18 protein-coding genes are annotated in these 22,812 nt (G+C 40.0%); 4 read left to right on the plus strand and 14 right to left on the minus strand.

The features are described 5' to 3' along the window. Positions 1-346: 346 nt before the first annotated feature. From ACX27_RS08615 to ACX27_RS08675, 13 genes are all read right to left on the minus strand, one after another. Positions 347-2,029, minus strand: a complete 1,683-nt coding sequence (locus tag ACX27_RS08615; protein ID WP_062290966.1) for a WD40 domain-containing protein — start codon at positions 2,027-2,029, stop codon at positions 347-349. A 157-nt stretch (positions 2,030-2,186) separates the two neighbouring features. After that, positions 2,187-3,785, minus strand: a complete 1,599-nt coding sequence (locus ACX27_RS08620) for a WD40 domain-containing protein (RefSeq protein WP_062290969.1) — start codon at positions 3,783-3,785, stop codon at positions 2,187-2,189. Then, positions 3,782-4,573 (minus strand): S1 family peptidase, encoded by a 792-nt coding sequence (locus ACX27_RS08625; RefSeq protein ID WP_235526557.1) that lies wholly within the window; start codon positions 4,571-4,573, stop codon positions 3,782-3,784. Before ACX27_RS08625 ends, ACX27_RS08620 begins: the two co-directional genes overlap by 4 nt. 297 nt (positions 4,574-4,870) lie before the next feature. Further along, positions 4,871-5,589, minus strand: a protein-coding gene (locus tag ACX27_RS30765) for an IS1 family transposase (protein ID WP_144427403.1) whose coding sequence is annotated in 2 segments (ribosomal slippage) — positions 4,871-5,268 and positions 5,268-5,589 — 720 coding nt in all. Because the reading frame shifts where the segments join, the coding sequence is not laid out codon by codon here. 16 nt (positions 5,590-5,605) lie between these two features. Further along, entirely contained in the window at positions 5,606-6,430 is an 825-nt protein-coding gene (locus ACX27_RS08635) for a glycosyltransferase family protein (protein WP_062290972.1), read from the minus strand. Between the two features lie 671 nt (positions 6,431-7,101). After that, positions 7,102-8,181 carry a galactokinase gene (galK, locus tag ACX27_RS08640; protein WP_062290975.1) on the minus strand — a complete coding sequence of 360 codons (1,080 nt, stop codon included), beginning with the start codon at positions 8,179-8,181 and terminating at the stop codon, positions 7,102-7,104. 95 nt (positions 8,182-8,276) lie between these two features. After that, entirely contained in the window at positions 8,277-9,386 is a 1,110-nt protein-coding gene (locus ACX27_RS08645) for a M24 family metallopeptidase (protein WP_062290977.1), read from the minus strand. 115 nt (positions 9,387-9,501) lie between these two features. Next, positions 9,502-10,050 carry a PIN domain-containing protein gene (locus tag ACX27_RS08650; protein ID WP_062290979.1) on the minus strand — a complete coding sequence of 183 codons (549 nt, stop codon included), beginning with the start codon at positions 10,048-10,050 and terminating at the stop codon, positions 9,502-9,504. Between the two features lie 9 nt (positions 10,051-10,059). After that, entirely contained in the window at positions 10,060-11,268 is a 1,209-nt protein-coding gene (locus ACX27_RS08655; RefSeq protein ID WP_062290982.1) for an XRE family transcriptional regulator, read from the minus strand. A gap of 11 nt (positions 11,269-11,279) precedes the next feature. Beyond that, positions 11,280-12,725, minus strand: a complete 1,446-nt coding sequence (locus ACX27_RS08660) for a 7-cyano-7-deazaguanine synthase (RefSeq protein ID WP_062290985.1) — start codon at positions 12,723-12,725, stop codon at positions 11,280-11,282. Beyond that, a complete protein-coding gene (locus ACX27_RS08665) occupies positions 12,722-13,348 on the minus strand; it encodes a hypothetical protein (RefSeq protein ID WP_062290988.1) in 627 nt (208 codons plus the stop codon). The genes ACX27_RS08660 and ACX27_RS08665 overlap by 4 nt, the downstream gene beginning before the upstream one ends. A gap of 413 nt (positions 13,349-13,761) precedes the next feature. Further along, positions 13,762-14,862: a galactose-1-phosphate uridylyltransferase gene (galT, locus tag ACX27_RS08670; protein WP_062290991.1), complete on the minus strand. Its 1,101-nt coding sequence runs from the start codon at positions 14,860-14,862 to the stop codon at positions 13,762-13,764. Continuing rightward, positions 14,841-16,637, minus strand: coding sequence for a glycoside hydrolase family 2 protein (locus ACX27_RS08675; protein ID WP_235526558.1), 1,797 nt, complete (start codon positions 16,635-16,637; stop codon positions 14,841-14,843). The genes galT and ACX27_RS08675 overlap by 22 nt, the downstream gene beginning before the upstream one ends. 1,123 nt (positions 16,638-17,760) lie before the next feature. Between ACX27_RS08675 and ACX27_RS34845 the strand changes: the two genes are divergently transcribed. Genes ACX27_RS34845 through ACX27_RS33545 form a run of 4 tightly spaced genes read left to right on the plus strand, consistent with a single transcriptional unit; the run spans position 17,761 to position 20,016 of the window. Then, entirely contained in the window at positions 17,761-17,892 is a 132-nt protein-coding gene (locus ACX27_RS34845) for a hypothetical protein (RefSeq protein ID WP_256364388.1), read from the plus strand. Positions 17,893-17,946: 54 nt separating this feature from the next. Further along, the gene (rppA, locus tag ACX27_RS08685) at positions 17,947-18,681 is read left to right on the plus strand and encodes a two-component system response regulator RppA (RefSeq protein ID WP_062290994.1); all 735 of its coding nucleotides are present in this window, start codon (positions 17,947-17,949) and stop codon (positions 18,679-18,681) included. 5 nt (positions 18,682-18,686) lie between these two features. Next, positions 18,687-19,688, plus strand: a complete 1,002-nt coding sequence (locus ACX27_RS08690) for a HAMP domain-containing histidine kinase (protein ID WP_235526559.1) — start codon at positions 18,687-18,689, stop codon at positions 19,686-19,688. Between the two features lie 43 nt (positions 19,689-19,731). Further along, on the plus strand, positions 19,732-20,016 hold the full coding sequence (locus tag ACX27_RS33545; protein WP_235526655.1) for an ATP-binding protein: 285 nt from the start codon (positions 19,732-19,734) through the stop codon (positions 20,014-20,016). 109 nt (positions 20,017-20,125) lie between these two features. Here the strand turns inward: ACX27_RS33545 and ACX27_RS08695 are convergent, their stop codons facing one another. After that, complete coding sequence (locus tag ACX27_RS08695; protein WP_062290997.1) at positions 20,126-22,627, minus strand: beta strand repeat-containing protein; 2,502 nt, start codon at positions 22,625-22,627, stop codon at positions 20,126-20,128. Between the last annotated feature and the right edge of the window lie 185 nt (positions 22,628-22,812).

Raw genomic sequence — 22,812 nt, forward strand, 5'->3', positions numbered from 1 at the left:
GTTTTGAGTCTCAAAAAGTAAATTCAGCAGTAAATACTGATTTTAGTTGATGGTCAATTTTGGTTTTGATCAAGAGTAATTTAGATGCGATCACCCTGGTATTTTTGTACACTAGAGTCTTAAATACTATATATAGGTTTAGTAATGACTTTTGATAAATTTAAAAAAAATTAGTCTTTTTTCACCCATCGTTACCATCTGAACCAGAAACGTTGAATGTTGATATAAAACTTTACATCAACATTCAACGTTTCTGTAATTAATTTTATGCCTAATTAAATTACTAAAAACTCTTAAAATCCAAAATTAATTTAACAGGAATAAATCCAAAATTTAAATTCAATAACTACTCAGATAAGCGCCAAATTTTGATAGTAGCGTCATAACTACCACTAGCTAAAGTTTTGCCATCTGGGCTAAAGGCGACTGAATTAACCTGATCAGAATGACCATTGAGAGTAGTGATTTCTTGCCCTGTGGCTATATTCCAGATTTTGATAGTGTTGTCCTTACTACCACTAGCTAGAGTTCTGCCATCTGGACTAAAGGCGACTGAATTAACCGAATGGGAATGACCATTGAGAGTAGTGATTTCTTGCCCTGTGGCTATATTCCAGATTTTGATAGTTGCATCATCACTACCACTAGCTAAAGTTCTACCATTTGGGCTAAACGCAACTGAATTAACTGAAGAAGAATGACCATTAAAAGTAGTGATTTCTTGTCCTGTGGCGATATTCCAGATTTTGATATTCTCAGTCTTGCGCCAACTACCAATACCACTAGCTAAAGTTTTGCCATCTGGACTAAACGCGACTGAATTAACCAGATCAGGATGAACGTTGAGGGTGCGAATTACTTCCCCAGTAGCAACATTCCAGATTTTGATAGTCTCGTCACTACCACTAGCTAAAATTTTGCCATCTGGACTAAACGCGACTGAATCCACTCCATTAGAATTACCGTTAAGAGTACGAATTTCTTGCTCTGTGACAACACTCCAGATTTTGATAGTCTTGTCATTGACACCACTACCACTAGCTAAAGTCCTACCATCTGGACTAAAAGCAACTGATTTAACTGAAGAAGAATGACCATTGAAGGTATGAATGAATCGCCCATTGGCGAGATTCCAAATTTTGATAGTTGCATCATCACTACCACTAGCTAAAGTCCTACCATCTGGGCTAATGGCAACTGATTTAACGTTTCCTTCATTATGTGAAAGACCCAACAAATCAATTTCTTTCTGCTGGGAATGTCCAGTCAGAGTCTGCGCCAGAGTAAACTTAGCGGCTGGTTTTACAGATGGAGAAGTGAAAACTAGTGGTGGAGGGAATGACGAATTTCTTGGCTTTGGTGCTGGTGCAGTTGCCATCCTTTCCGCAGATGGCGCAAGACTTAAATAAGTTTTCAACGGAATCCCATAGACAGTAGTAGCATTAGTATCTGGGCGAGTTGAGGCGCGTCCGTGAATCCCGACTAATTTACCCTGCTCATCGAGTATCGGCCCGCCACTCATTCCCGGCAAACCCCCTACATAATAAACAAAGGTATAACCATCTTTTGGGTTTGTTAATCGGCTCGATATTGCACCCCTGAGAAAACTTATATCAGATGTTCCTTGGGGATAACCTGCTACAGAAATATTTGTCCCTAATGTTACTTGGTCAGAATTTCCTTTTTCAGCAACGCGGTAATTTTGGTTACTTGTAAACTGAAATTCAGCTAAATCAACGCCGCGAAATTGTTTTACTTGGTTGTGGTTGAAAGTGTATTTTCTGCCGTCTGGTGTCTGTATTGTGTAGTTACCTGGGAGTTGTACTACGTGCCAATTAGTGACAACAGTATAAACATTGTTTTGTTGCTCAATAATTACGCCAGAGCCAGTATTTGTGCCATCAATGCGGACTGTAATTTGTTGAGCAATATCAGCAACTTCTTGTGGTGTTAATGCTGTGGCTACTGGCTGCACTATGACAATTGCTGTACCCAATAATAATGCCGAAAGTCCAGCAGCCAACCTCATAATTGATTCTCCTGATGATTTTTTAATACTTCTTTTCTAATCGGTACAGCCATACGAGAGTAAATGTAATTGATTCTCTGTATAATTAAATTATTAAAAGTTATTAAAATACAAAGTTAATTTAAACAAAATAACATCAAAAATTTAAATTAAATAACTACTCAGACAAGCGCCAAATTTTTATAGTTGCGTCCCGACTACCACTAGCTAAAGTCTTGCCATTTGGGCTAAATGCGACTGATTCAATAAGATCAGAATCACCATTAAGGGTAATAATTTCTTGGCCAGTGGAAACATTCCATAATTTGATAGTCGCGTCCCAACTACCACTAGCTAAAGTTTTGCCATCTGGACTAAAGGCGATTGACTTAACCCAATTAGAATGACCTTTGAGGGTAATAATTTCTTGACCAGCGGCGACATTCCATATTTTGATAGTTCTAAAATTACCACTAGCTAAAATCTTACCATCTGAGCTAAACGCTACTGACATAACCCCACTAGAATGACCTTTGAGAGTAGTAATTTCTTGACCATTGGCGACATTCCATATTTTGATATTGTTATTATCACCACTACCACGAGCTAAGGTTTTGCCATCTGGGCTAAACGCTACTGAATCAATCCAATGAGAATGACCATTGAGTGTCCGAATTTCTTGCCCAGTAGCAACATTCCAGATTTTGATAGTCTCATCATAACTACCACTAGCTAATGTTTTACCGTCTGGACTGAAGGTGACTGATTTAACCCAGTTAGAATGACCATTGAGTGTACGAATTTCTTGACCAGTAGCGACATTCCAGATTTTGATAGTCTTGTCATGACTACCACTAGCTAATGTTTTACCGTCTGGACTAAATGCGACTGAATAAACATCCTTAGAATGACCATTGAGTGTACGAATTTCTTGACCAGTAGCGACATTCCAGATTTTGATAGTCTTGTCATGACTACCACTAGCTAATGTTTTACCATCTGGACTAAATGCAACTGAAGTAACAACTCCTTCTATCGAATCATCATAATCAACTTTTGTAGAATGTCCTCTCAGCGTTTTCAGCACAGAAAATTTAGTAGAGGCGTTGTTGATATTTATAGATGGTGCAAGACTCAAATAAGTCTTCAAAGGAATCCCAAACACCGCAGTAGCATTTGTATCTGGACGAGTTCCAGAACGTCCGTGAATACCAATTAATTTTCCCTGTTCATCTAATATTGGCCCGCCACTCATACCGGGAAAAGCATTGACTGTGTAAACTAAAGCATAACCATCTTTGGGCTTTTGTATAAAACCCGCAATTTGTCCAGGTAAAGCTTGAAAAGTTCGTTCTGGAATACCAGGGATGCCGTCGGGATAACCGGCGACATAAACAGTTTTACCTCCGGTAATTTGCTCAGAATTTCCCTTTTCTGCAACACGATAATTTTGATTACTGGTAAATTCAAATACTGCCAAATCAACGCCTGGTAATCGCTTTATTTGGCTGTGGTTGATAGTGTATTTTTTACCATCTGCTGTTTGAACTGTGTAACTACCTTTTACTTGCATAACGTGCCAGTTTGTGACAACGGTATAAGTATTATCTTTATGCTCAATAATTACTCCAGAACCAGTATTAGTACCATCAATACGGACTGTAATTTGTTCAGCAATGGGATAAATTTCTGAGGGTGTCAATGCTGTAGCAACTGGTTGCACTATGACAATTGCTGTACCTAAGAATAGTGCTGTCACTACACCAGCAACTCTCATGATTGATTCTCCTGATGATTTTGCAATACTTCTTTTCTAATCGGTATAGCCATACTAGATTGTGTAATTAGTTCTTGCAAATGGGCTTCTGGTTGAGAACCATCTTGATAAACTTCTGGTGTATTCCAAATTGGGTCTTTATGTAAGCTATTGATCCCCACTACTTCACCATATATATTCAGCAATGGTGCGCCACTCATACCTTTACGCACATCATTGGTGTAGCCAATCTGGTAGCCTTGTTCTAATGCTTTTTCTAGCAATAGGGTGATTTTGCCAGAGGTAAAGACAAACTGATGAACAGTTAAACCTGATGTAAATCCACCCACAAAAACCTCATCCCCAACTTGCAAGCTAGATACATAGTTAATGTTAGCCACAGAATAAACTATATCGGGACTACGAAACTGCAACACCGCTAAATCATCCTGCTGAAACTTGGCAACCTGCAACACAAAAGCTTGATATAAACGCCCATCTGGGGTTTGAATTTGATAGGGTGGTTTAGCAGACCTCAAGACGTGAGCATTGGTAATTACCGTATAAATTTGACCTTGGCGTTGCAGTATAGTTCCTGAGCCTAGTAACTCTTGTGCAGAAATTTTGACGGTGATAGTCTGAGCTAATTTTTGCAATTGCTCGACAGAAAGAGGAGTGGGCGATCGCTCCACTCTGCTAAACTTATCAGGAACACTTTGCGGTTTTGAGAGTGCTAACTCAACACCACCAAGACAAATCATCAAGCACACCAGATAAACTATTCTACTTCTGAGCGATCGCCAGTTCATGTTAAAGTGACTTCCTTAAGAACCTGCAACTAAAAACGAGGTTCGACGGGTTATATTTAGTTACTATTAGTGCTAGTAGTTGATTGACTACACTCTTCAGCATCTAAAAATTGCTTTACATCAAGATACAAATCACCTTGACTGTCGTAGGTAATTGCTTGACATCCACTTAAATTAATTGGTTTAGCCGCAGCACCACGACGGAAATCAAGTATTCGTTTTAAAACTGCACCTGTATCAGTTCCAGGTTTGAGAGTATCTAGAAGAATTTTCGGCGTTGCTGAATCACAAGATGAATTATGCGATCGCTATATCCTCGCGGGGGCTTTGCTCCCGCATTGGAATACAACGATGCTGGAGATAATAAACTAACAATCTAATAGAGAGTTCCAGCATTTCTACTGACTTAGAATAACAAAAAGTCTTTCTATGTAATCGGGCTAAATAATGTCTTAATCTGCTATTTTCACCTTCTACTCGTGTCATATAAGTTTTACACACAAGATGGTCTTCTTGATTAATAAAACATGGATAAACCGGATAGCCATCCGTTACATAAAAATATGAGTTCCACGCTTTAATCCTCTGCCACAACTGTTGAAAAGTTTCTGAACTTCTATCTCCTAAAACCCATCCTAAAATCCCCGAAGTCTTGTGGTTGACTACACTCCATACCCAAATTTTGTTTTTTTTGACCCGACAAAAGTTTCTAATTCATCAATTTCAGTTATTTCAGGTATTTCAGCTGTTTCGGGATGTTCTGGTAACTGACCACCCATTTGTTTCACCCAATAAATTACTGTTGTATGATGTACTTTTTTTACTCTTTCTATGGCACGGAAACCAGAACCATTAACATACATTTCTAAGCATTCTCGTTTAATTTCGTCACCATAACCCTTTTGATTGTGATATTCAATAAATTGACGACCACAATCTGCACAAATGTAGTTTTGTTTACCTCTTTGTCTACCGTTCTTACGGATATGAGAGGAATTACAACGCGGACATTCCATGAAGATTCACCCTAATTCATATTCTCATTATGCAACGCCCACGCAATAGTTCAATGTCCATTCGTTCGTCAATTACACCAAAGAAACCCAGACGCGGATGGGGAATATTTGCTTGCTCTGCTGGTTCTGCAATCTTTCTGGCTTGGCCAAAGTGGGCGACATCTACACTGCTGGGAAAAGCATAAACATTGGGGTGTTGGTTGACTTTACTTTCATAAAGGCTTTGCCCGCCTGTAAATACTAAGTCTGCACGGCGGAATAATTCTGCTTCATAGTTCTTTAATTTAGGCGGTGCGCCTTGAAATGCAGATAATTCATCCATGCAATCGTAAACAATTGCTTGGGGTTGCAAGTGATTAGTAAAGGCGATCGCCATTGGTGTATAGTACCAACAAATATAATTGCTGATGTTTTGTTCAGCAAATAGTCTATCGATTAACATCCGTAAATCTGCATTAATGCTTTCTTCACTTAAATGGTCTGGTAGATGTGGTACAACAACAACTACACCGCTATCATCTTGACTAATATCAAGCCGCCCTAAACAATCTTTGCTAAAAATTGGCTCCTCAATAAAATATACATGCCTTCCTTGGGCAAAGCGACTTAAAAGATGTTGGGGTCTTTGATAGACAAAATTCCATCGCAAATGAGATAGGCAAACTATATCAGGTGTATCAACTTTGTTTTTTTGATATTCTTTTTTACTAGCAGATAAATCAGGTGGTGATATACTTAAAGCTTGTTTTTTTGATAATTCTGATAAGTTTGTTTCATTCAATTCCGGTGATTTTAGATGATTGAAACTATTAACTTTAATTCTAGATTTCTTTTGTGTCATATTTCCAACAACTAGATTTATATTTTGTAACCAAGTAAAAAATTGCCAACAACATCGGCAAATAAAAGGATAAAGCTTTAACTATTTGTTTACTGCTGAGTCATAAAATAGTTAAATACATATCTCTGCAATTAATTTGTAGATACTGCATATCTTCTTATTAATACCTAATAATAAATAGTTTTTATTATCTATACTTCTGCCTATGGATACATAGTTTGATTTGTATCTTAAAAACTATCATTTAAATTAGTAAATAAATTAAATATTTTATGAGTACTCTAATAAATAAAACAAAATACCTAATATTAGATAGTTTAAATTTTATATTTAATTTTTTCTTGTATTTTAGCTAACAATTACTTGTAAAATATCTGCCTTACTCTTGAGAGATGTGAATGTTAGGCATCCCTAGTAATGTACTGATTGTCATAGCACTGTTAGCTAGTATTTGTGATGCAAGTTTTTAGTTATGCGAAATTTACTTAACTTACTATCACATAAGTATCCTGAATTGGGGCAAGCTCAACAATATGAAAAGGATAGTATGATTATTTAAGAAGTTTAAAATACGGTTCGGTTAACAAGTTTACCTATTGAAGTGAGCAGCGAAACAAGAAGAATCAATAATCAGGATTGTCCCTTCACTAACAGCATTGCCAAAAATAACTTTAGGCTGCATCATTCATCTCAAAGTTAGGAACTAAAATTTTCCCTGTATAACCTGCATTTTTATATTGCTCAAGAACTTGAGTGGCAGCTTTTTCTTTGCCTAATGCTACCAACGCCACACAAGCACCCCCAAAACCTGCACCTGTTAGCCTTGCACCAAATACGCCTGGAGTTTTCTGAAGAATTTCTACCAATGTATCCAAGGCTGGCACAGAAACTTCATAATCATCCCGCAAACTAGCATGAGATGCGTTCATCAACTCGCCAAAACGCTCAGGTGTTACTCCTTGCACAACTTCCAAGACACGATTATTTTCTGTCACGACATGACGAGCGCGGCGGTTTAATGGTTCTGGTAATGTTTCTGTCACTTGAGGATCAGCGATGTCTCTGAGTGCCTTAACTCCTAGCAAGTGCGCTGTTTCCTGACACTCTGCTCGACGTTGGTTATACCCGCTAATTGCTAGGGTGCGGGGTACACCACTATCTATAACTAAAATCTTTGTTTTGTTGGGTAAAGGAAGTAAACGACGTTCTAAAGTTCGGGTATCCAAAAACAAAATATGTTGAGTGTCAGCCAGACTAGAAGCCATTTGATCCATAATGCCGCATTGTACACCTGCATAGTGAATTTCTGCTTGTTGGGCAAGTTGAGCAATTTCCACATCATCTATTGGGAGGTGCAAAAGTTGGCGACTTGCTTTTAGTGTTGCGACTTCTAAAGCTGCACTGCTAGATAATCCAGAACCCATCGGAACCGATGAGTGGACGTACACATTCAGCGAAGGAACAGTGTAGCCTGCTTGTTTTAAAACTTCAATACAACCAAAAATATAACTAGCAAATCCAGAAGGACTATGATTAATATCTAAAATACTGACACGCTCTTGAAGATTTTCTGAATAAAAATGATGTTGTCCATCATCACTCAAACTCAGCTGTATCGTTGTTTGTTGAGGAATTGCTGTTGGCAGAACAAAACCATCGTTGTAGTCGGTATGTTCGCCCAGTAAATTCACTCTTCCCGGTGCGTTAGCTTGCGTTTCTGGAAGTTTACCAAATACGTGTTGAAAATTCATAACTTTTTAAAAGCTGATATTTGAATTCTGCCTAACCTAAAACAAAAAATGATGTATTGGTTAATAAATATTTGGAAATGTATTTGAATTATTTTTCAAATTTCTAAAGGCACTGCACGCAATCTTCCCTCCACCTCAACATTAGGAAAGTTAGGGTCAAAAGTTAGGTTTTCTAGCTTTTCATCTTTGAGAATGACAAAAGTATCTTCAATTTTTGCTCCTGGTAAACTAGGATTCCAAGCAATAGCCTTATTTTCTGTCAAAGCTTCCGTTGTATGTGGATTTGCCACAATTTCTCGCGCTAGATAGCCTGTGGTTCCTCCTTGATGATGTTCACGGATAGCATTAGCAAAACCATGCCGTTTATAAGCTTGAGCTAGTGCATAATAAACTGCGTCGAGTGTCATTCCAGGCTGCGATGCGGATAGGGCTTTGGCTTCTATTTCTCGCACATGACGATGTAATTCGGCCTCTTCTTTTGCAAGGCTACTAAAACAAACAAAGCGAGTTAAGTTCGCATACAAACCATATCCTCTCGCGCAAAATACCAGCATTGCTTGTCGCCCTATTGGTTCTTCAGTCGGGGTAGCATGGCGATACAAGGGTAAGCGTCTGTCTCCCGCTACTAGTGTTAACGCTGGATGCAAACCTCTAGCCCATAACGCTTCTGCACCTGCACCTGCTAATTGATATTCTGTCCAGGTAGGTTGCGCGGCTTTTAATACCTCTGTCATCGCTGCACTGGCTTTTTGTCCAACTTGGCGATATCGTTCTAGCTCAGTGGGCATTAGTACTCGTTTATAAGCCTGTAGAGAGGGTGGTATTGGTTGCTCTTGGGAAGTAGGGCGTACGCGCTTCGCGTTGTCGCAGACATCGCTTATAACTTCCCCGCCAGCAGTCGCTTCCCGAACAAAACTCTCACGCGCCCCAGCATCAGCCCAAGGATTAATATGCAGCTTAAAATTACTAGGTAATTCCTCATCTATGAGGCGTTGCGCCTCAATTTCATCTGTTAATATCCACGCATCTTGGCCTGTAACTAACACTTCTGCTACGCCAGTTTCAGCAGTCAACAAGACAGTGTTAGAAGCACCACCAGTAGCCCAAGCAAACCAATCTGTACCACGTAGGCGCACACCTTCTACTTCCGTTTGAGACAGAGTTTCCCTGATTAACCCCAGTTTTACGGAGACTTCTTCGTTCATAGGAAAAACACAGATAGATACAAATAATTATCAAATTCATCTGTGTCGTTCTGCGTCTGTCTGAGGGTTTGAAATAAGATTTTTTGGTACAAATCTTTTAGCATAGGGAGAATGCTTATTCAGAGGACTTTTGCCACCAATTTCGCAGAGGATTATTTTTTGGTGGTACGTAACGTCCTTTAATCTTAATTGCATTGAGTACATTACTTAAAATTGAAGAATCAATTCTTTGCTCTTCTGACCAATGTTTAATTATTTCTGGGGTTGATAAAATCTGAAGATGGGAAAAATTCTTTTGAAGAAACTTGATCGCCTTGTCGTCATCAGTTGCTACTGCCCATTGTCGATGAACTGCGATCGCACAAGTTGCAGATTCGCCATCATCAAGATCAACAGCATAGTTTACAAAAGTTTCCTCCTCATCTTCTGATTCAAAATCTACAACTTTGAGTAGACCTTGCTTAATAGCTTCCTGAAACTGAAATACAGCATCTTTATCCTCTTCCTCCAGACTTTGAAGTGTCTTTAACTCGTACTCTTGGACAACTGTAGTCACTACCACCTCAGCAGGAATAGATTTCAAGATTGCCAGGAATTGGCCTGATGCACAAAAGTTAAGAATACAACAAGCATCAAGCAGAACGTGAGAGTGAGTAATTTGCATAACCTATCCTCACTTCTCACCTGTTTGCATTTGACGCAAATCAAAATCTGTGTCTTCCTCCATCATTCCGCTTGAATGTTCGCGTAATACTTGGGCGATGCGACGGGCTTCTAAACGGTCTACATGGAGAAATTCAGCAAAACGTCCTTCAGTAATTAAACCTTGATCTAATGCTTCAATTGCTAGGTGTTGATAATGAAGTGGCATCATATCAATCCTTTGCGGGATTTGTTCTAAGCCAAGTTCCTCCTGTACCTTTCTAACTTTTAAACCTCTATCTCGTAATTTATCCCAAGTTCCTGAAGGTAGAAGTTCCATTTCCTCTAACCGATAAACTAATGCTTCTACTGAAACACCATAGTAGTGAGCTAGTGTAAATAGATTAGTCGGAGTGAATTTGCCATGTGTACGGTACATATCATTAAACCGCTTGAGCAATCCACTGGTAGGCATGAGGAAATATTTGGGGAACGTTTCTGCTAATTGTTCACTTTCAGGAAATCGTTGATATTGACCATCAAAGTGGAACTCAGGCTTTTGCCGATGTGCCAAAAAATGCAGGTATCCATGCGCCATTGACCAGCGTCTTCGCTCCTCTGGGTGATTAGCATTGATGGCCATGCAACCGCCAACTTGCTCGTTATAGCTATAGACTTCTGAGTATTTCTGTGGCATGGGCAAATAGAAAATACGTAAACCCACATCTTGCTCTAGAATGTCTCGGAGTTGGGGAATAGGAGCATCACCTAAACCGAGCCTTTGGCGTTCTGCTACAGCTATACTCTCAGCAGCAGATTTGATGGGCATATCGGTTACTTGATACTCAAAAGGATAGTTGCGCGTTAGTGGCGCGTCCATAATTTTCTCAAGTTCTAGGTAATTCTGACATAATTCTTCTAAATCAACTATGAATGGCTCAATTTCCGCCTGTTGTTCCTGACTGCGTTGATAAACAGCCCGAAACTGTACTTCAAAAGGTTGCACAACTGGGCGTGGCCGAACAAAGTCACTCACAGAACGTCCGTACGCACGAGCAAGTTTAATCAGTTCATTGGCTTTGAGACGACGTTCTCCTTTCTCAATTGCAATCATAGTGGTGCGTGCAGCATCAATAACCTTGGCTGCATCAGCTTGAGTCATGCCACATTTTTTACGGGCTTGTTGTAGGAGTTCTCCTAATGTCCGCAGATCGATGTTATCCAGGATGTTGGTAGCCATAATATTTTCCCTCAACCTTGTTGAGATGAGACTACGTATTTACTAGATGCCTTATGATCACTGTGTTTGTTTGATAACTCAGTAGCAATATGTGATTCTACAGCATTCCATTCGGAAACATACTTTTGATAAAGTTGAACAAGGTGACCTTGCATATCGATAAGCGATAAATTTTCTGCCGTAGCAGTGCGATCAACTATGTCATCCAGTATTGGAAACTTTTTGGTTAGATTTTTCCAAGGTTCATCTGAGATACTTAGCAAAGAGTCAAGAGTTTTAACTTGTGCCTGCATATTCAGAAAACATAAGCTCGGCTTTTTAACTGAACGTTCTCCATGCAATACTACATAGCGAGTTTTATCTGTTATCCTACTAGCGGCAAGTGATTGTCGTCTTAAAAGACAAGAAGAGCAGTAACCACATTGAACTGGCTTTTGGCGATGTGGACTGTCACAGGACATAGTTAAAGGTGGCAAGTCGTCTCTCCCATCGTCAGCCAATGATTTGCACATTTCGGCTTTAGTCCAAAACAGAAAGGGGTTTTTTACTTGGAACTCCTTTCCTAAAAGCTGAGAAACAACATCACTTACCTTCTGCAAAGTTAAAGGATGAACAGAACGAGAGTGATCTAGTCCTACAGCTGATTCACGGTATGGAAGGTTAATTGCTCCAATTCCGTTTTCATACAAATAAAGAACCTGTTGTCCCATAAGGTACGTACACGCAGAACCAAGGAGAGTAAAAACAACGCCCCGCGCACGAGAAAGCTTGTTTTTGTGCTGCTCACTACTAGAATCAAATCGGATTGGGATACGAAAAAGATGACAACGCCCAGGGAAAATAGACTGAATTTCCTGATACACTCTTTCCTGGCGGGCATAGACACTATCATTACTGCCAGTTCCAAATAAGACAAACTGTTGTTCTGGATACATCACAAGGCGAGTGTACAAACCTGCTAGAGCATCCAGCCCACCACTCCATAATGTTACTTCACATCCTTGAGGTGCTATTGGAAGAGATAGTTGTTCAACAAGGCGTTCTGGTGCAATCCTTTTTTGGAAGTCGAAAATCCATTTGCTATCAGTAGTCCATGTTAATAAATCATCTAGTTTTGTGCGAAATGTTTCAGAACTTAGCCATTCTGGATTACGTACTGGCAATTTTACATGAAACCGACGCTGCTTCTCTGTAAGATTTTGAGGTGCAAGACGATCTGAAGTATAAATAGCAATAGCAATATCAATTAGATCGGCAACAACAGGTGAAAAATCTGCCTTAACTCTATATTTAAACTCTTTATCGTCCACATTAATACCAAAATTTAGTTGCTTACCCCGTGAGTGATCGATAAACAGCACAGATCCATCAATATTAGATACAGGTTGAAAGTCCAAAGTGTAATCTTGGTAATCACTGTAATCAGATTCTTGCACAAGCGACGTTTGGTAGTTCATAGGAGATTTTCCTCAAGGTCTATCTCTTTGATTTGCGATCGCCGAGTCCGTTTCAGGTTGGCGACATCCTCATCTAAATTCGCCTTTTTCGCCCATTGACTGAACTGGGAAAATATATCTGGCTGAAGTGAATTTATACGTTTTGTCAGGATAACCTGGTCAACGTTGGCGTGGTGGTTGGGAGTAAGTGGTATCCGTTCCTCAAAGTTTGATACATACATTTTCTGCATATATCTTTCTATCACTAGCTCTGGAATATTAGTGCTATCAACCCGTTGACCATAACGCAAATCATGAAGGATGTGTTTACCTGCATCAAGGACTAGTGACTTCGTTCGATTGGGTATATTTGTTTGTTGTGCTAATTTGTCTAGCTTTCTACTTAAATCAGCCCAATTCACAAATTTATGATTGCTGAAATCTTTAATTTCTTGAGATAGGAGTTCCCCCATCTGCTTGGCTAACACAATGGGATCAGCACCTTTTTTCTTGATATCTTTCAGTAAAGCTCCCGTGATAATTCTGGCACATTCGTTAACTTCAAACTTTCCTTCACAGAGGATTCGGTATGGCTTCTGATACATTCCCGAAAGCCCACTGTGGAGTACATCCCCGTCAGGCATGGATCGACCTCCGATGCTGAAGCCCCTTAATATGATTAATTTAGCTTATGTTTCAAACAATGTCAAGTCATAAGGTTATATCTATACAAGAAATGTCAGACTCGTTAGTTCAGTAGACAAATCTGCTATGTTTTCGATCAATCACCACAATATCTAATTGCTCTCAAAAAAATTTAGGTTAAAAAATCGCAGGTTGATGCCAAAAGGTACAACCCGACAAGAACTTTGATAATGTTGGATTTTACCTACACAAACCTGCGTCGATTTTGGGTTTTTCTGAAAAATTAGCATATCTTGTTACTTATGTGCCTGTTTTATAGCAGTGAAATACGAGAAAATAATTAATCGCAGATGGACGCGGATGAATCTGTATTTCATCCAAATAAGAAGCGATATATTTGGCTATTTTCCCTTTATACCGAAACTGGCATTTCAATATTTACAGCCACCGCTTGTAACTCTTTTGCCTTCTCCTCTGGTAAAGCATCATTCGCAAACATTCCGGCTGCAAGTTCGGTTCCTGCCAAATACTTCAGCCTTTCTCTGGTGCGATATGGCGGGTAAAACTGCGCGTGTAAATGTGCTTCGGGATGAGCTAAACCATCCGTAGGCGCACCAAACCAAGCCATTAAATAAGGAAATGGGCGATTCCACAAACCGTCATATTTGAGTGTGACGGTTTTTAATGCTTTGGCAAGCCCGAAGCGTTGTTTTGGACTAAGTTCTGTAAAATTGCTCACAGGCTGAATAGGTGCAATCCAAACTTCGTAAGGGTAACGAGCGCAAACTGGGACGAAGGCGATCGCATCTTCATCTTGATAGATAATTCGTTGGTTATCGGCAATTTCCTGCTGAATTAAATCTTGCAGTAAACCCCGCCCATGTTCTTGATAATACTCCTGCTGCATTGCCAACATCCGCGCTGGTATAGGAGGAACAAATGGATAAGCGTAAATTTGCCCGTGGGGATGGTGCAAAGTTACACCTACTTCTACACCTTTATTTTCAAAAGGCAATACGTACTGAATTTGCGGATTCAACCCTAGTTCGCGGGTGCGATCGCCCCATACTTCTAACAGCAAATCCAGATGCGTCAATTCTAGAGAACTTAGAGAAGCATGGGCATCTTGAGTAAAAACTACTACTTCACAAGCTCCATTAGCAGGTAACGTTTCCACGATAGTCTGGGGTGGATTGTTAGCTGTGAGGCTCATCGAAGGAAAGCGGTTATCGAACACTGCCACATCATACTTACCTTGGGGAAGTTCCGTGGGGAAATTCGGGTTGCTGGTAGGAGCCAGGGGATTATATTCTGGGGGTGGCATGAATGTCCGCCCTTGACGGTGACTAGCATAAGCCACCCATTCGCCGCGCAAGGGATGCCAGCGCAAGTGAGGATTTGCTTGCACTGGCTCGTTACTAGGGCTAGTAGCTTCTATCTGACTAGCAATTGGTTTGCGACTATATAATGTGAGTTTGCGTCCGTCGGGCTTTAACAGCTGGTGGGAGTACATAATCCTTGTCCTGAGAGGGTAGCAGCACGGATGGCTGCAATGGGAAATTTCGGTGTGCGATCGCCGTACAATAAACCGTTAGCTTCTTGGAAGGTATCTGTGAATTGTGTGTAACAGAATCCGCTAAATAGCTCAATGTTATTTACGGTTTCCAGTAAAGCAGCGTATTTCATTTCTAATTCGGAGATATTGGAGCAGTTTTCATATCCCCAAGCTTTATCTGCATCAGGATTGTCAAGCGGAGTATAGGCGATACCACCAAACTCGGTTAACATTACTGGTTGTCCTTGATGGGGATAGTTATCTAAGGTGAGGATGCGTCCCCCTGGACGGCTACGCTCAAATAAATCTGATATTTTGATATCTGGTCTGTAGCGATGGGCTAATCGTTCAGGCTTACTGTCATAGTCGTGGATAGCCAGAATATCGGTATCGGTACTTTCCCAACCATCGTTCCCAATTACTGGGCGAGTCGGGTCAAGAGTTTTAGTCAGGTGATACATTGCCAATACGTAATTCCGATGAGCCGCCGTTTCTACTAAATTTGGCACTCCCCAAGACTCATTAAACGGCACCCACGCCACAATACAAGGATGGCTAACATCTCGTTTGATGATTTCCGTCCATTCACGGGTCACACGTTCCACAGCTTTCGGCGTAAAGCGGTAGGCACTAGGCATCTCTTCCCATACTAACAACCCTAAAACGTCTGCCCAATATAAAAAGCGGGGGTCTTCAATTTTTTGGTGTTTGCGGACACCGTTAAAACCCATAGCTTTAACGAGTTCTACATCACGCCGTAATGCTTCGTCATCGGGTGCTGTCATTAAACTATCTGGCCAATAACCTTGGTCGAGAACTAACCGCAGATAGTAGGGGCGACCGTTGAGCATAAAGCGATCGCGTTGAACGCTGACAGTCCGCATCGCTGTATAAGATTGCACCTCATCTAGTAGTTGGTCTTTGTGCCATAGCTGAATTTCCGCATTAATCAATGTGGGCTTTTCTGGACTCCACAGCAATTCATTACGACAGTCATCAATTCCCGGATCACCTAGAGCAATCCGGCGACTAATTTCCCCACTAAATACTTCATAGGTATCACTAGCTAACACCAATCCTTCAACACTCAATTTAACTTTGATTCGTACACCTGAAGTCGGTACATTACCAGCCAACCCTGCCTCAAATCCAATTTCCCAGCGTTCACAGTCGGGAATCCAACGTAGATGACCAAGATACGTCTTACCGACACGTTCTAACCACACAGTCTGCCAAATACCACTCGTGCGAGGATACCAAATACTATGGGGTTTTAACTGCCAATCCTGTTTGCCTCGCGGCTTGGCGAGGTCGTGGGGATCATCTTGCGCCCACACCGTCACCTTCGTTGTACCACTGTTGTTTAAGGCATGGGTAATATCAAGGCTGAAAGAGGTATGTCCGCCTTCATGCTCGGCTATATATTGATTGTTGACCCACACACGAGCGCGATAGTCGACAGCACCAAAATGTAACAGTAATTTGCCATCTCCAGGTGGTGTGGCAAATTCCCTTTCATACCAACAGTTAGGATGATAACCCTGATCACCAATACCACTTTTGGCAGATTCGGGGGCAAAAGGAACTTTTATATCATGACACCAATGATTAAGGTCACTTGGTTGGACATATTTTCCCTCGTCATCAAATGTGAACTTCCAAGCTCCATCCAAGCTTTGCCAGACTGAGCGTTTTAAGAGTGGTCGCGGGTGTACTGTCGTTTTTGTAGACAAAAAAATTGCTATCAGCTTCAGAGGGTAATTCAACTTCACGATTTGTCAGAGCCAATAATCTCATAACTTGTCCTCGCTATCTATTTAGAGCTATTGTCTAAAATTAGAATTAAACTTTAGAATAAAACCTTTATTTGGTAAGAATTTCAAGAATTTGAGCCAATCAAATGTTGATTGATTGAAAGCCATACCCAGCAATGGGGTGAATAGCATTAGAATTGTCTTTAAGAATTAGCTTTTAGACGAAATATTTAGTTTCTCCGATATAAAATGAGTTTTTATCTGATGTTGGTTGATTATAGTTATTCTTGTTATTTATTCGTATAAATACTGTTACCATCAGCACAGGACGTGTTAGGGCATCAAAATAGTTTATCTGCTCTTAACTCGTGACATTATGGCACATACATTAACAATTTTTGCCAAGTAAGCTAAAAAAAAATTATTGAATTTAGACAGATAATCAAAACACCTTTGCTCAAAAAAGATTCAGGAGTATATATAGTGCAATATGTAAATACATTTACGTTTTTAAATTATAATAATTCAGGCAACAGAGTATTGACAAAGGAAACAGTTGAGGGAGAGTATCACAAATATGAAGCAAAACATTTCTACCTCGTCCCCATTTTTTATCTCGACCAACTTGGTAGCAAATGAAATTTTTGATTACTTCTGGACTATCAGTTGTATCTGCAACTCTCAACAAATTATAATACTGCAATTATTCTAGCTTTTCCTTTCTTTCTGTTTCATATTCACAATTATCAAAAGCTGTTTGAATAGCAATCACTAAAGCATCTTCAGCTTGACTAATTGCTGTTTGCACCTTTAGCGCCACCTACGGATCTAATATTTTAGTCATTTTGCATTCTCCCAAAATATTTGATGAAACTCATTGCAACCATCCTAACCCCGCAAATTTGCTACCACCCAAGGCGTGAAGGGCGATCGCAATTCTTTCTTTTACCTCCATACGTTATGTTGTATACATCCGAAAATTTTGATTTCGTAGACTGCTAGCACTTAATTGCTTACATTTTTGGAAAAAAGAACACTGGCAAAATGGTTCTAGCACTTGAGTGAGTATTGGCGCTTGTGAACAAAACTACTGAAGCAAAACATGGTTATTCTATATAGCTATGCAAAAGTATCTAGTCGTGAACCAGCAGAGAACTTTAATGCTTTAGAACAACAAATTGTCAAGATGTTTGGTTGTATTGGCAGGGCTAAATTTAGTCTTAGCGTGGAATGATATTATCCGTCTAGAAGCAGAAATTTTTAGCAGCTTTCAGGTACTTAGTTAACTATGCGACTGATATTAGTTGAGGATGAAACAGATTTAGGTGCAGCTATCAAACAAGTTCTCAGCCATGAGGCGTATGTAGTCGATTGGTTTTTAGATGGGAATCAGGCATGGCAACATCTCGAAAATAGCTCAACTGAGTACACATTAGCGATTTTTGATTGGATGCTGCCTGGAGTCTCTGGAATAGAGTTGTGTAAATGGTTACGAAAGTGCCAGTTAACCTTACCTGTGCTAATGCTAACGGCTAAAGACCGTATGGAAGAAAAAATTATTGGCTTAGATAGCGGTGCAGATGATTATTTAGTTAAACCTTTTGATATGGCAGAACTACTAGCCAGATTGCGAGCATTGCACAGGCGGGCTTCTTATACAGGCGTAACGTTTACGCCCCAAGTCAAACCTCGACTTTTAGAAGTAGGTTATCTGACACTTAACTACAACACTCATGAACTGACTCGGCATTATACTAACGGAGAAACGCAAGTATTAACTTTAACAATTAAGGAATTTCAATTGTTAGAGTTTTTTATGCGGCATCCTAACCAAATTATCAACCGTGACCAAATTATTAATCAACTTTGGGAAATTGGTACAGCACCAGTCAGCAATGTCGTAGCAGCCCAAATCCGCTTATTGAGACGTAAATTGGGAGAAGAAGACAGTGAAGCTTTGATAGAAACTATTTATGGTGTAGGCTATCGTCTTAATATTCAGACTACAGAAATAAGTAGTTGATTTATATGAAACGTAATCCTATTTTCTACCAAACCCGGCTGAGATTGGCAGCTTGGTATACCCTAGTGATGGGTAGTATTTTAGGGCTATCTAGTTTCGGAGTATATACTGTAGTTGCCCACACTTACTATGAAACCATAGACCAGGGCTTAAAATCAGTCGCAAAAGCACTCCGGAAAAGTGTTGAACCAGCTTGGCAACAACCTGGACATTTACAGGAACTAGCAAAAGAGCTTTCCTTAGAATTATGTATAGCTAGTACAAATTGTTTGCCTCAAAAAACTATTATTAAACAACCAATCAATGAGACAGCTAATCAGGTTAATTACTATGTGCGCTTGTTGGATAGTTCAGAAAAAGTATTTGCAAGCACAGGCATAGAATTTGATAATTTACAACCTGCCTTATCATCACAACCTTGGCAAATCATTACTGATGTTTTTGGTACGCGATACCGCCAAATTACTTTACCGTTGTATACTCAAAACCAAATTTCAGGTTATTTACAAGTAGCACGTAGTATTACTGATTTAGATCAACATTTGGCTTATTTGAGATTAACTTTAATTTTGGGACTGCCAATTTCGATGGTTTTTGTGGCTTTGTCTAGTTGGTGGTTAGCAGAAAGGGCAATGCAACCTGTGTATCTTTCCTATCAACAGATGCAACAATTTACTGCTGATGCTGCTCATGAGTTCCGCACACCTTTAGCAGCAATGCACTCTACTATTGAAGCCGCTATCAAGTTACAGCCAGAAGCCAAAGCAAATCATGGAACTTTAGATGTCCTCAAACGCCAAAATTATCGCTTATCACAATTAGTTAGTGATTTATTACTGTTGACAAGGATAGATCAAAAACAAATAACAGCAAAACATCAGCCTTGCTGTTTGAATGATTTAATTAGCGATTTAATTGAAGAGTTAGCATTTTTAGCAGTAGAAAATCACGTCAATCTTTCTGGACAGATGTTAGTGACAAAAAAAAGTTTATGTTCAGGGAAATGAAGAACAGCTTTATCGCTTAATTTCTAACTTAATTATTAATGCAATTCAGGCAACACCGAGTGGAGGAGAAGTCACTGTTTTTTTAGAAGTGAATGAGCTTTACGCCATTATTAAAGTTCAAGATACAGGAATTGGTATTGCCCTCGAACATCAACAGCGAATTTTTGATCGGTTTTATCGAGTAGATCGCGATCGCTCTCGTAGTTCTGGTGGTTCTGGCTTGGGTTTAGCCATTGCTTTAGCGATCGCTAAAGCCCACAAAGGCAATATTCAGGTTCAAAGTCAACTCAGCCTGGGAAGTACATTTACAGTCCGAATTCCTCTGTAATACTCTACTCAATTGATTTTGACAGCTTACAGATGTTCAGATACCCGACTTTTTTTAAAAATCGGGTATCTATGGGCGATCGTAATTTGTGTTTATTTTGCGACAGTCTTTAAACAATCACAAAATTGCTGACATTCAGCGCAGGTGAACCAGACAGTTGAGCAAGTTGCACCTGTCTAAATCCACCAGCATTACCATCTTGGTCAAAGTACAACGCACCAGTAATGTTGTTATAGATGAATCTTTGATCAGTCGTGGTTGCAGAAGTTCCCAAAGTAAGCTGACTAATCGACAGCGCCCCAGCTAATAAACCACCACCAAAACCAGCCGCAGATATCTGAATGATGTCATCACTGATGCTGAAGTCAGTAATCGTATCAATACCTTCATTAAAACGATTAAAGACAAAGGTATCTGCACCGCTACCGCCTGTGATCAGGTCGTTATTTGCGCCACCAATGAGAACATCATTTTCACTACCGCCGATTAGGATATCGTTACCAGTACCACCATCGAGAGTGTTATTCCCTAAAGCACCCATTGCCGAAAGATAATCATTACCACTGCCACCATTCAGTACATTAGTGCCACTAGAATTCTGCACAGTTAATGTGTCGTTACCATTACCTCCATTGAGGGTGTTATTACCAAATGAACTAACAGCAGATAGATAATCATTACCATTGTCACCACTCAGAAGGTTATCGCCTGTAGAATCATCCACAATTAATATATCGTGACCATTTCTACCGATAAGGGTATTATTCCCAGATGAATCAACAGCAGACAGATACTCATCAGCGTTATCACCATTTAGCAGGTTATTGCCTGTAGAATTATCGGCAATTAATGTGTTTCTGCCAGCACCACCATTGAGGGTGTTATTTCCAGACGAACCAACAGCAGACAGATAATCATCACCACTACTACCATTGAGTAAGTTATCGCCTGTGGAATCATCCACAACTAATATATCGTTACCCGTATCACCATTGAGGGTGTTATTTCCAGATGAACCAACAGCAAACAGATAATCATCATTACTGCCGCCATTGAGTGAGTTATCGCCTGTAGAATCATCTGCAACTAATGTATCGTCACCAGCACCACCATTGAGGGTGTTATTTCCAGACGAACCAACCACAGACAGATAATCATTACCACTAAAACTCTTTAGCAAGTTATCGCCTGTGGAATCATCCGCAATTAGCCTATCATCACCCGCACCACCATCTAAGGTGTTATCACCAGAAGCACCAATAGCAGAAAGCGTATCATTTCCTACATCACCTTTTAGCAGATTATTCCCGGTCGAATAGTCAACATTTAATGTATCGTTACCAGCACCACCACTGATTCGATCATTACCACCACTACCACCAAAAAGTGTATCATTGCCATTGCTGCCAACAATATTATCACTGTAGCTTGTGCCAATAATATTTAAACTTTCGATGTTACTGTAGCGAATTCGATTTGTACCTGCGTTAATTCTGCCACTGTTGCTTGAAGCATTGTATGCGGATGAGATAGGTGCATCAGCATCGCTGTAATCAACAAAAAGATAATCTTCCCCATCTCCACCATCGACTGTTTGCGTCGCAATGGTAGAGGCACTTGGTTCTTGTGGCACAATGTTGCTCAGATAGAAGGAGTCATCCCCTGCATCACCATAGAGGCTGTTATTTCCTGCTACACGTTCAGCATAAATCTCATCATTACCATCACCACCTTCCACAAGGTTATTGCCTGTGGAGGTACTGATATCAATGATGTCATCACCTTCTCCGCCACTAATGGTGTTATTCCCGGTTGTAAAAGCCGCTAGTATGACATCATTTCCACCTTCACCTGCGATGTTGTTGTCTCCATCACTCACATCAATGCTGTCATCTAAACGTGCATTACTAATGGTGATGAAATCATCGAACTGTGTACCAATAATGTTCAAACGTTCGATGTTGCTGTAGCTGACTTCATTGCTGCTGGCTGTGATGGTGCCAGTGTTGGTGGCACTATTGAAGGTTGAAGATATTGCTGCATCAGCATCACTGTAATCAACAAAAAGATAATCTTCCCCATCTCCACCATCGACTGTTTGAATCGCAATGGTAGAGGGACTTGGTTCTTGTGGCACAATGTTGCTCAGATAGAAGGAGTCATCCCCTGCACCACCATAGAGGCTGTTATTTCCTGCTACACGTTCAGCATAAATCTCATCATTACCATCACCACCTTCCACAAGGTTATTGCCTGTGGAGGTACTAATGTCAATTATGTCATCACCTGATCCACCACTAATAAGGTTATTGCCCTCAGAAAATAGAGCTAATAGAGTGTCATTATTATCACCCCCTTCTAAAAGGTTATTTCCAGAAGAACGGGTAATATCTAAAAAATCATCTCCTGTTCCACCTCTGAGGATACTGTTCCCTGTGGAACTGACAAAACCAGTGGCTGCATTGAGGCTATCATTTCCCTCACCACCATCTAAAATGTCATTGCCACCATTGCCAAATAAGGTATCATTCCCAGCAAGACCCCTAATAATATCATTACCATTTGTGCCAATGAGATTATCATTGCCATTTGTACCATTGATATTCACCATAACTTTTACCTAAATAAATCGATTGTTTCAGTAACTTGAAAATTCTCAAATTGCAGTTTGTGTTGTTTTAAAGCCTTATCCCTGCCATAAATATTTACTACCTTCTAGCTTGAAAGTGCTGAGTGCTGAGTTAAGCTATTTTCTACTTCTTAGTGTCTAATCTCTAGACTTTTTTCATGTTTTTT

The organism is Nostoc piscinale CENA21 (genome assembly GCF_001298445.1).
GTDB lineage: Bacteria > Cyanobacteriota > Cyanobacteriia > Cyanobacteriales > Nostocaceae > Nostoc_B > Nostoc_B piscinale_A.

What these genes read in the sequence shown, in the direction of transcription:
- ACX27_RS08625 (WP_235526557.1), bottom strand. Translation starts at nt 4,573, where the DNA reads ATGAACTGGCGATCGCTCAGAAGTAGAATAGTTTATCTGGTGTGCTTG.
- rppA (WP_062290994.1), top strand. Translation starts at nt 17,947, where the DNA reads ATGCGACTGATATTAGTTGAGGATGAAACAGATTTAGGTGCAGCTATC.
- ACX27_RS34845 (WP_256364388.1), top strand. Translation starts at nt 17,761, where the DNA reads ATGGTTATTCTATATAGCTATGCAAAAGTATCTAGTCGTGAACCAGCA.
- ACX27_RS08690 (WP_235526559.1), top strand. Translation starts at nt 18,687, where the DNA reads ATGAAACGTAATCCTATTTTCTACCAAACCCGGCTGAGATTGGCAGCT.
- galT (WP_062290991.1), bottom strand. Translation starts at nt 14,862, where the DNA reads ATGTACTCCCACCAGCTGTTAAAGCCCGACGGACGCAAACTCACATTA.
- ACX27_RS08655 (WP_062290982.1), bottom strand. Translation starts at nt 11,268, where the DNA reads ATGGCTACCAACATCCTGGATAACATCGATCTGCGGACATTAGGAGAA.
- ACX27_RS08635 (WP_062290972.1), bottom strand. Translation starts at nt 6,430, where the DNA reads ATGACACAAAAGAAATCTAGAATTAAAGTTAATAGTTTCAATCATCTA.
- ACX27_RS08695 (WP_062290997.1), bottom strand. Translation starts at nt 22,627, where the DNA reads ATGGTGAATATCAATGGTACAAATGGCAATGATAATCTCATTGGCACA.
- ACX27_RS08665 (WP_062290988.1), bottom strand. Translation starts at nt 13,348, where the DNA reads ATGCCTGACGGGGATGTACTCCACAGTGGGCTTTCGGGAATGTATCAG.
- ACX27_RS08615 (WP_062290966.1), bottom strand. Translation starts at nt 2,029, where the DNA reads ATGAGGTTGGCTGCTGGACTTTCGGCATTATTATTGGGTACAGCAATT.
- ACX27_RS08645 (WP_062290977.1), bottom strand. Translation starts at nt 9,386, where the DNA reads ATGAACGAAGAAGTCTCCGTAAAACTGGGGTTAATCAGGGAAACTCTG.
- galK (WP_062290975.1), bottom strand. Translation starts at nt 8,181, where the DNA reads ATGAATTTTCAACACGTATTTGGTAAACTTCCAGAAACGCAAGCTAAC.
- ACX27_RS08620 (WP_062290969.1), bottom strand. Translation starts at nt 3,785, where the DNA reads ATGAGAGTTGCTGGTGTAGTGACAGCACTATTCTTAGGTACAGCAATT.
- ACX27_RS08660 (WP_062290985.1), bottom strand. Translation starts at nt 12,725, where the DNA reads ATGAACTACCAAACGTCGCTTGTGCAAGAATCTGATTACAGTGATTAC.
- ACX27_RS08650 (WP_062290979.1), bottom strand. Translation starts at nt 10,050, where the DNA reads ATGCAAATTACTCACTCTCACGTTCTGCTTGATGCTTGTTGTATTCTT.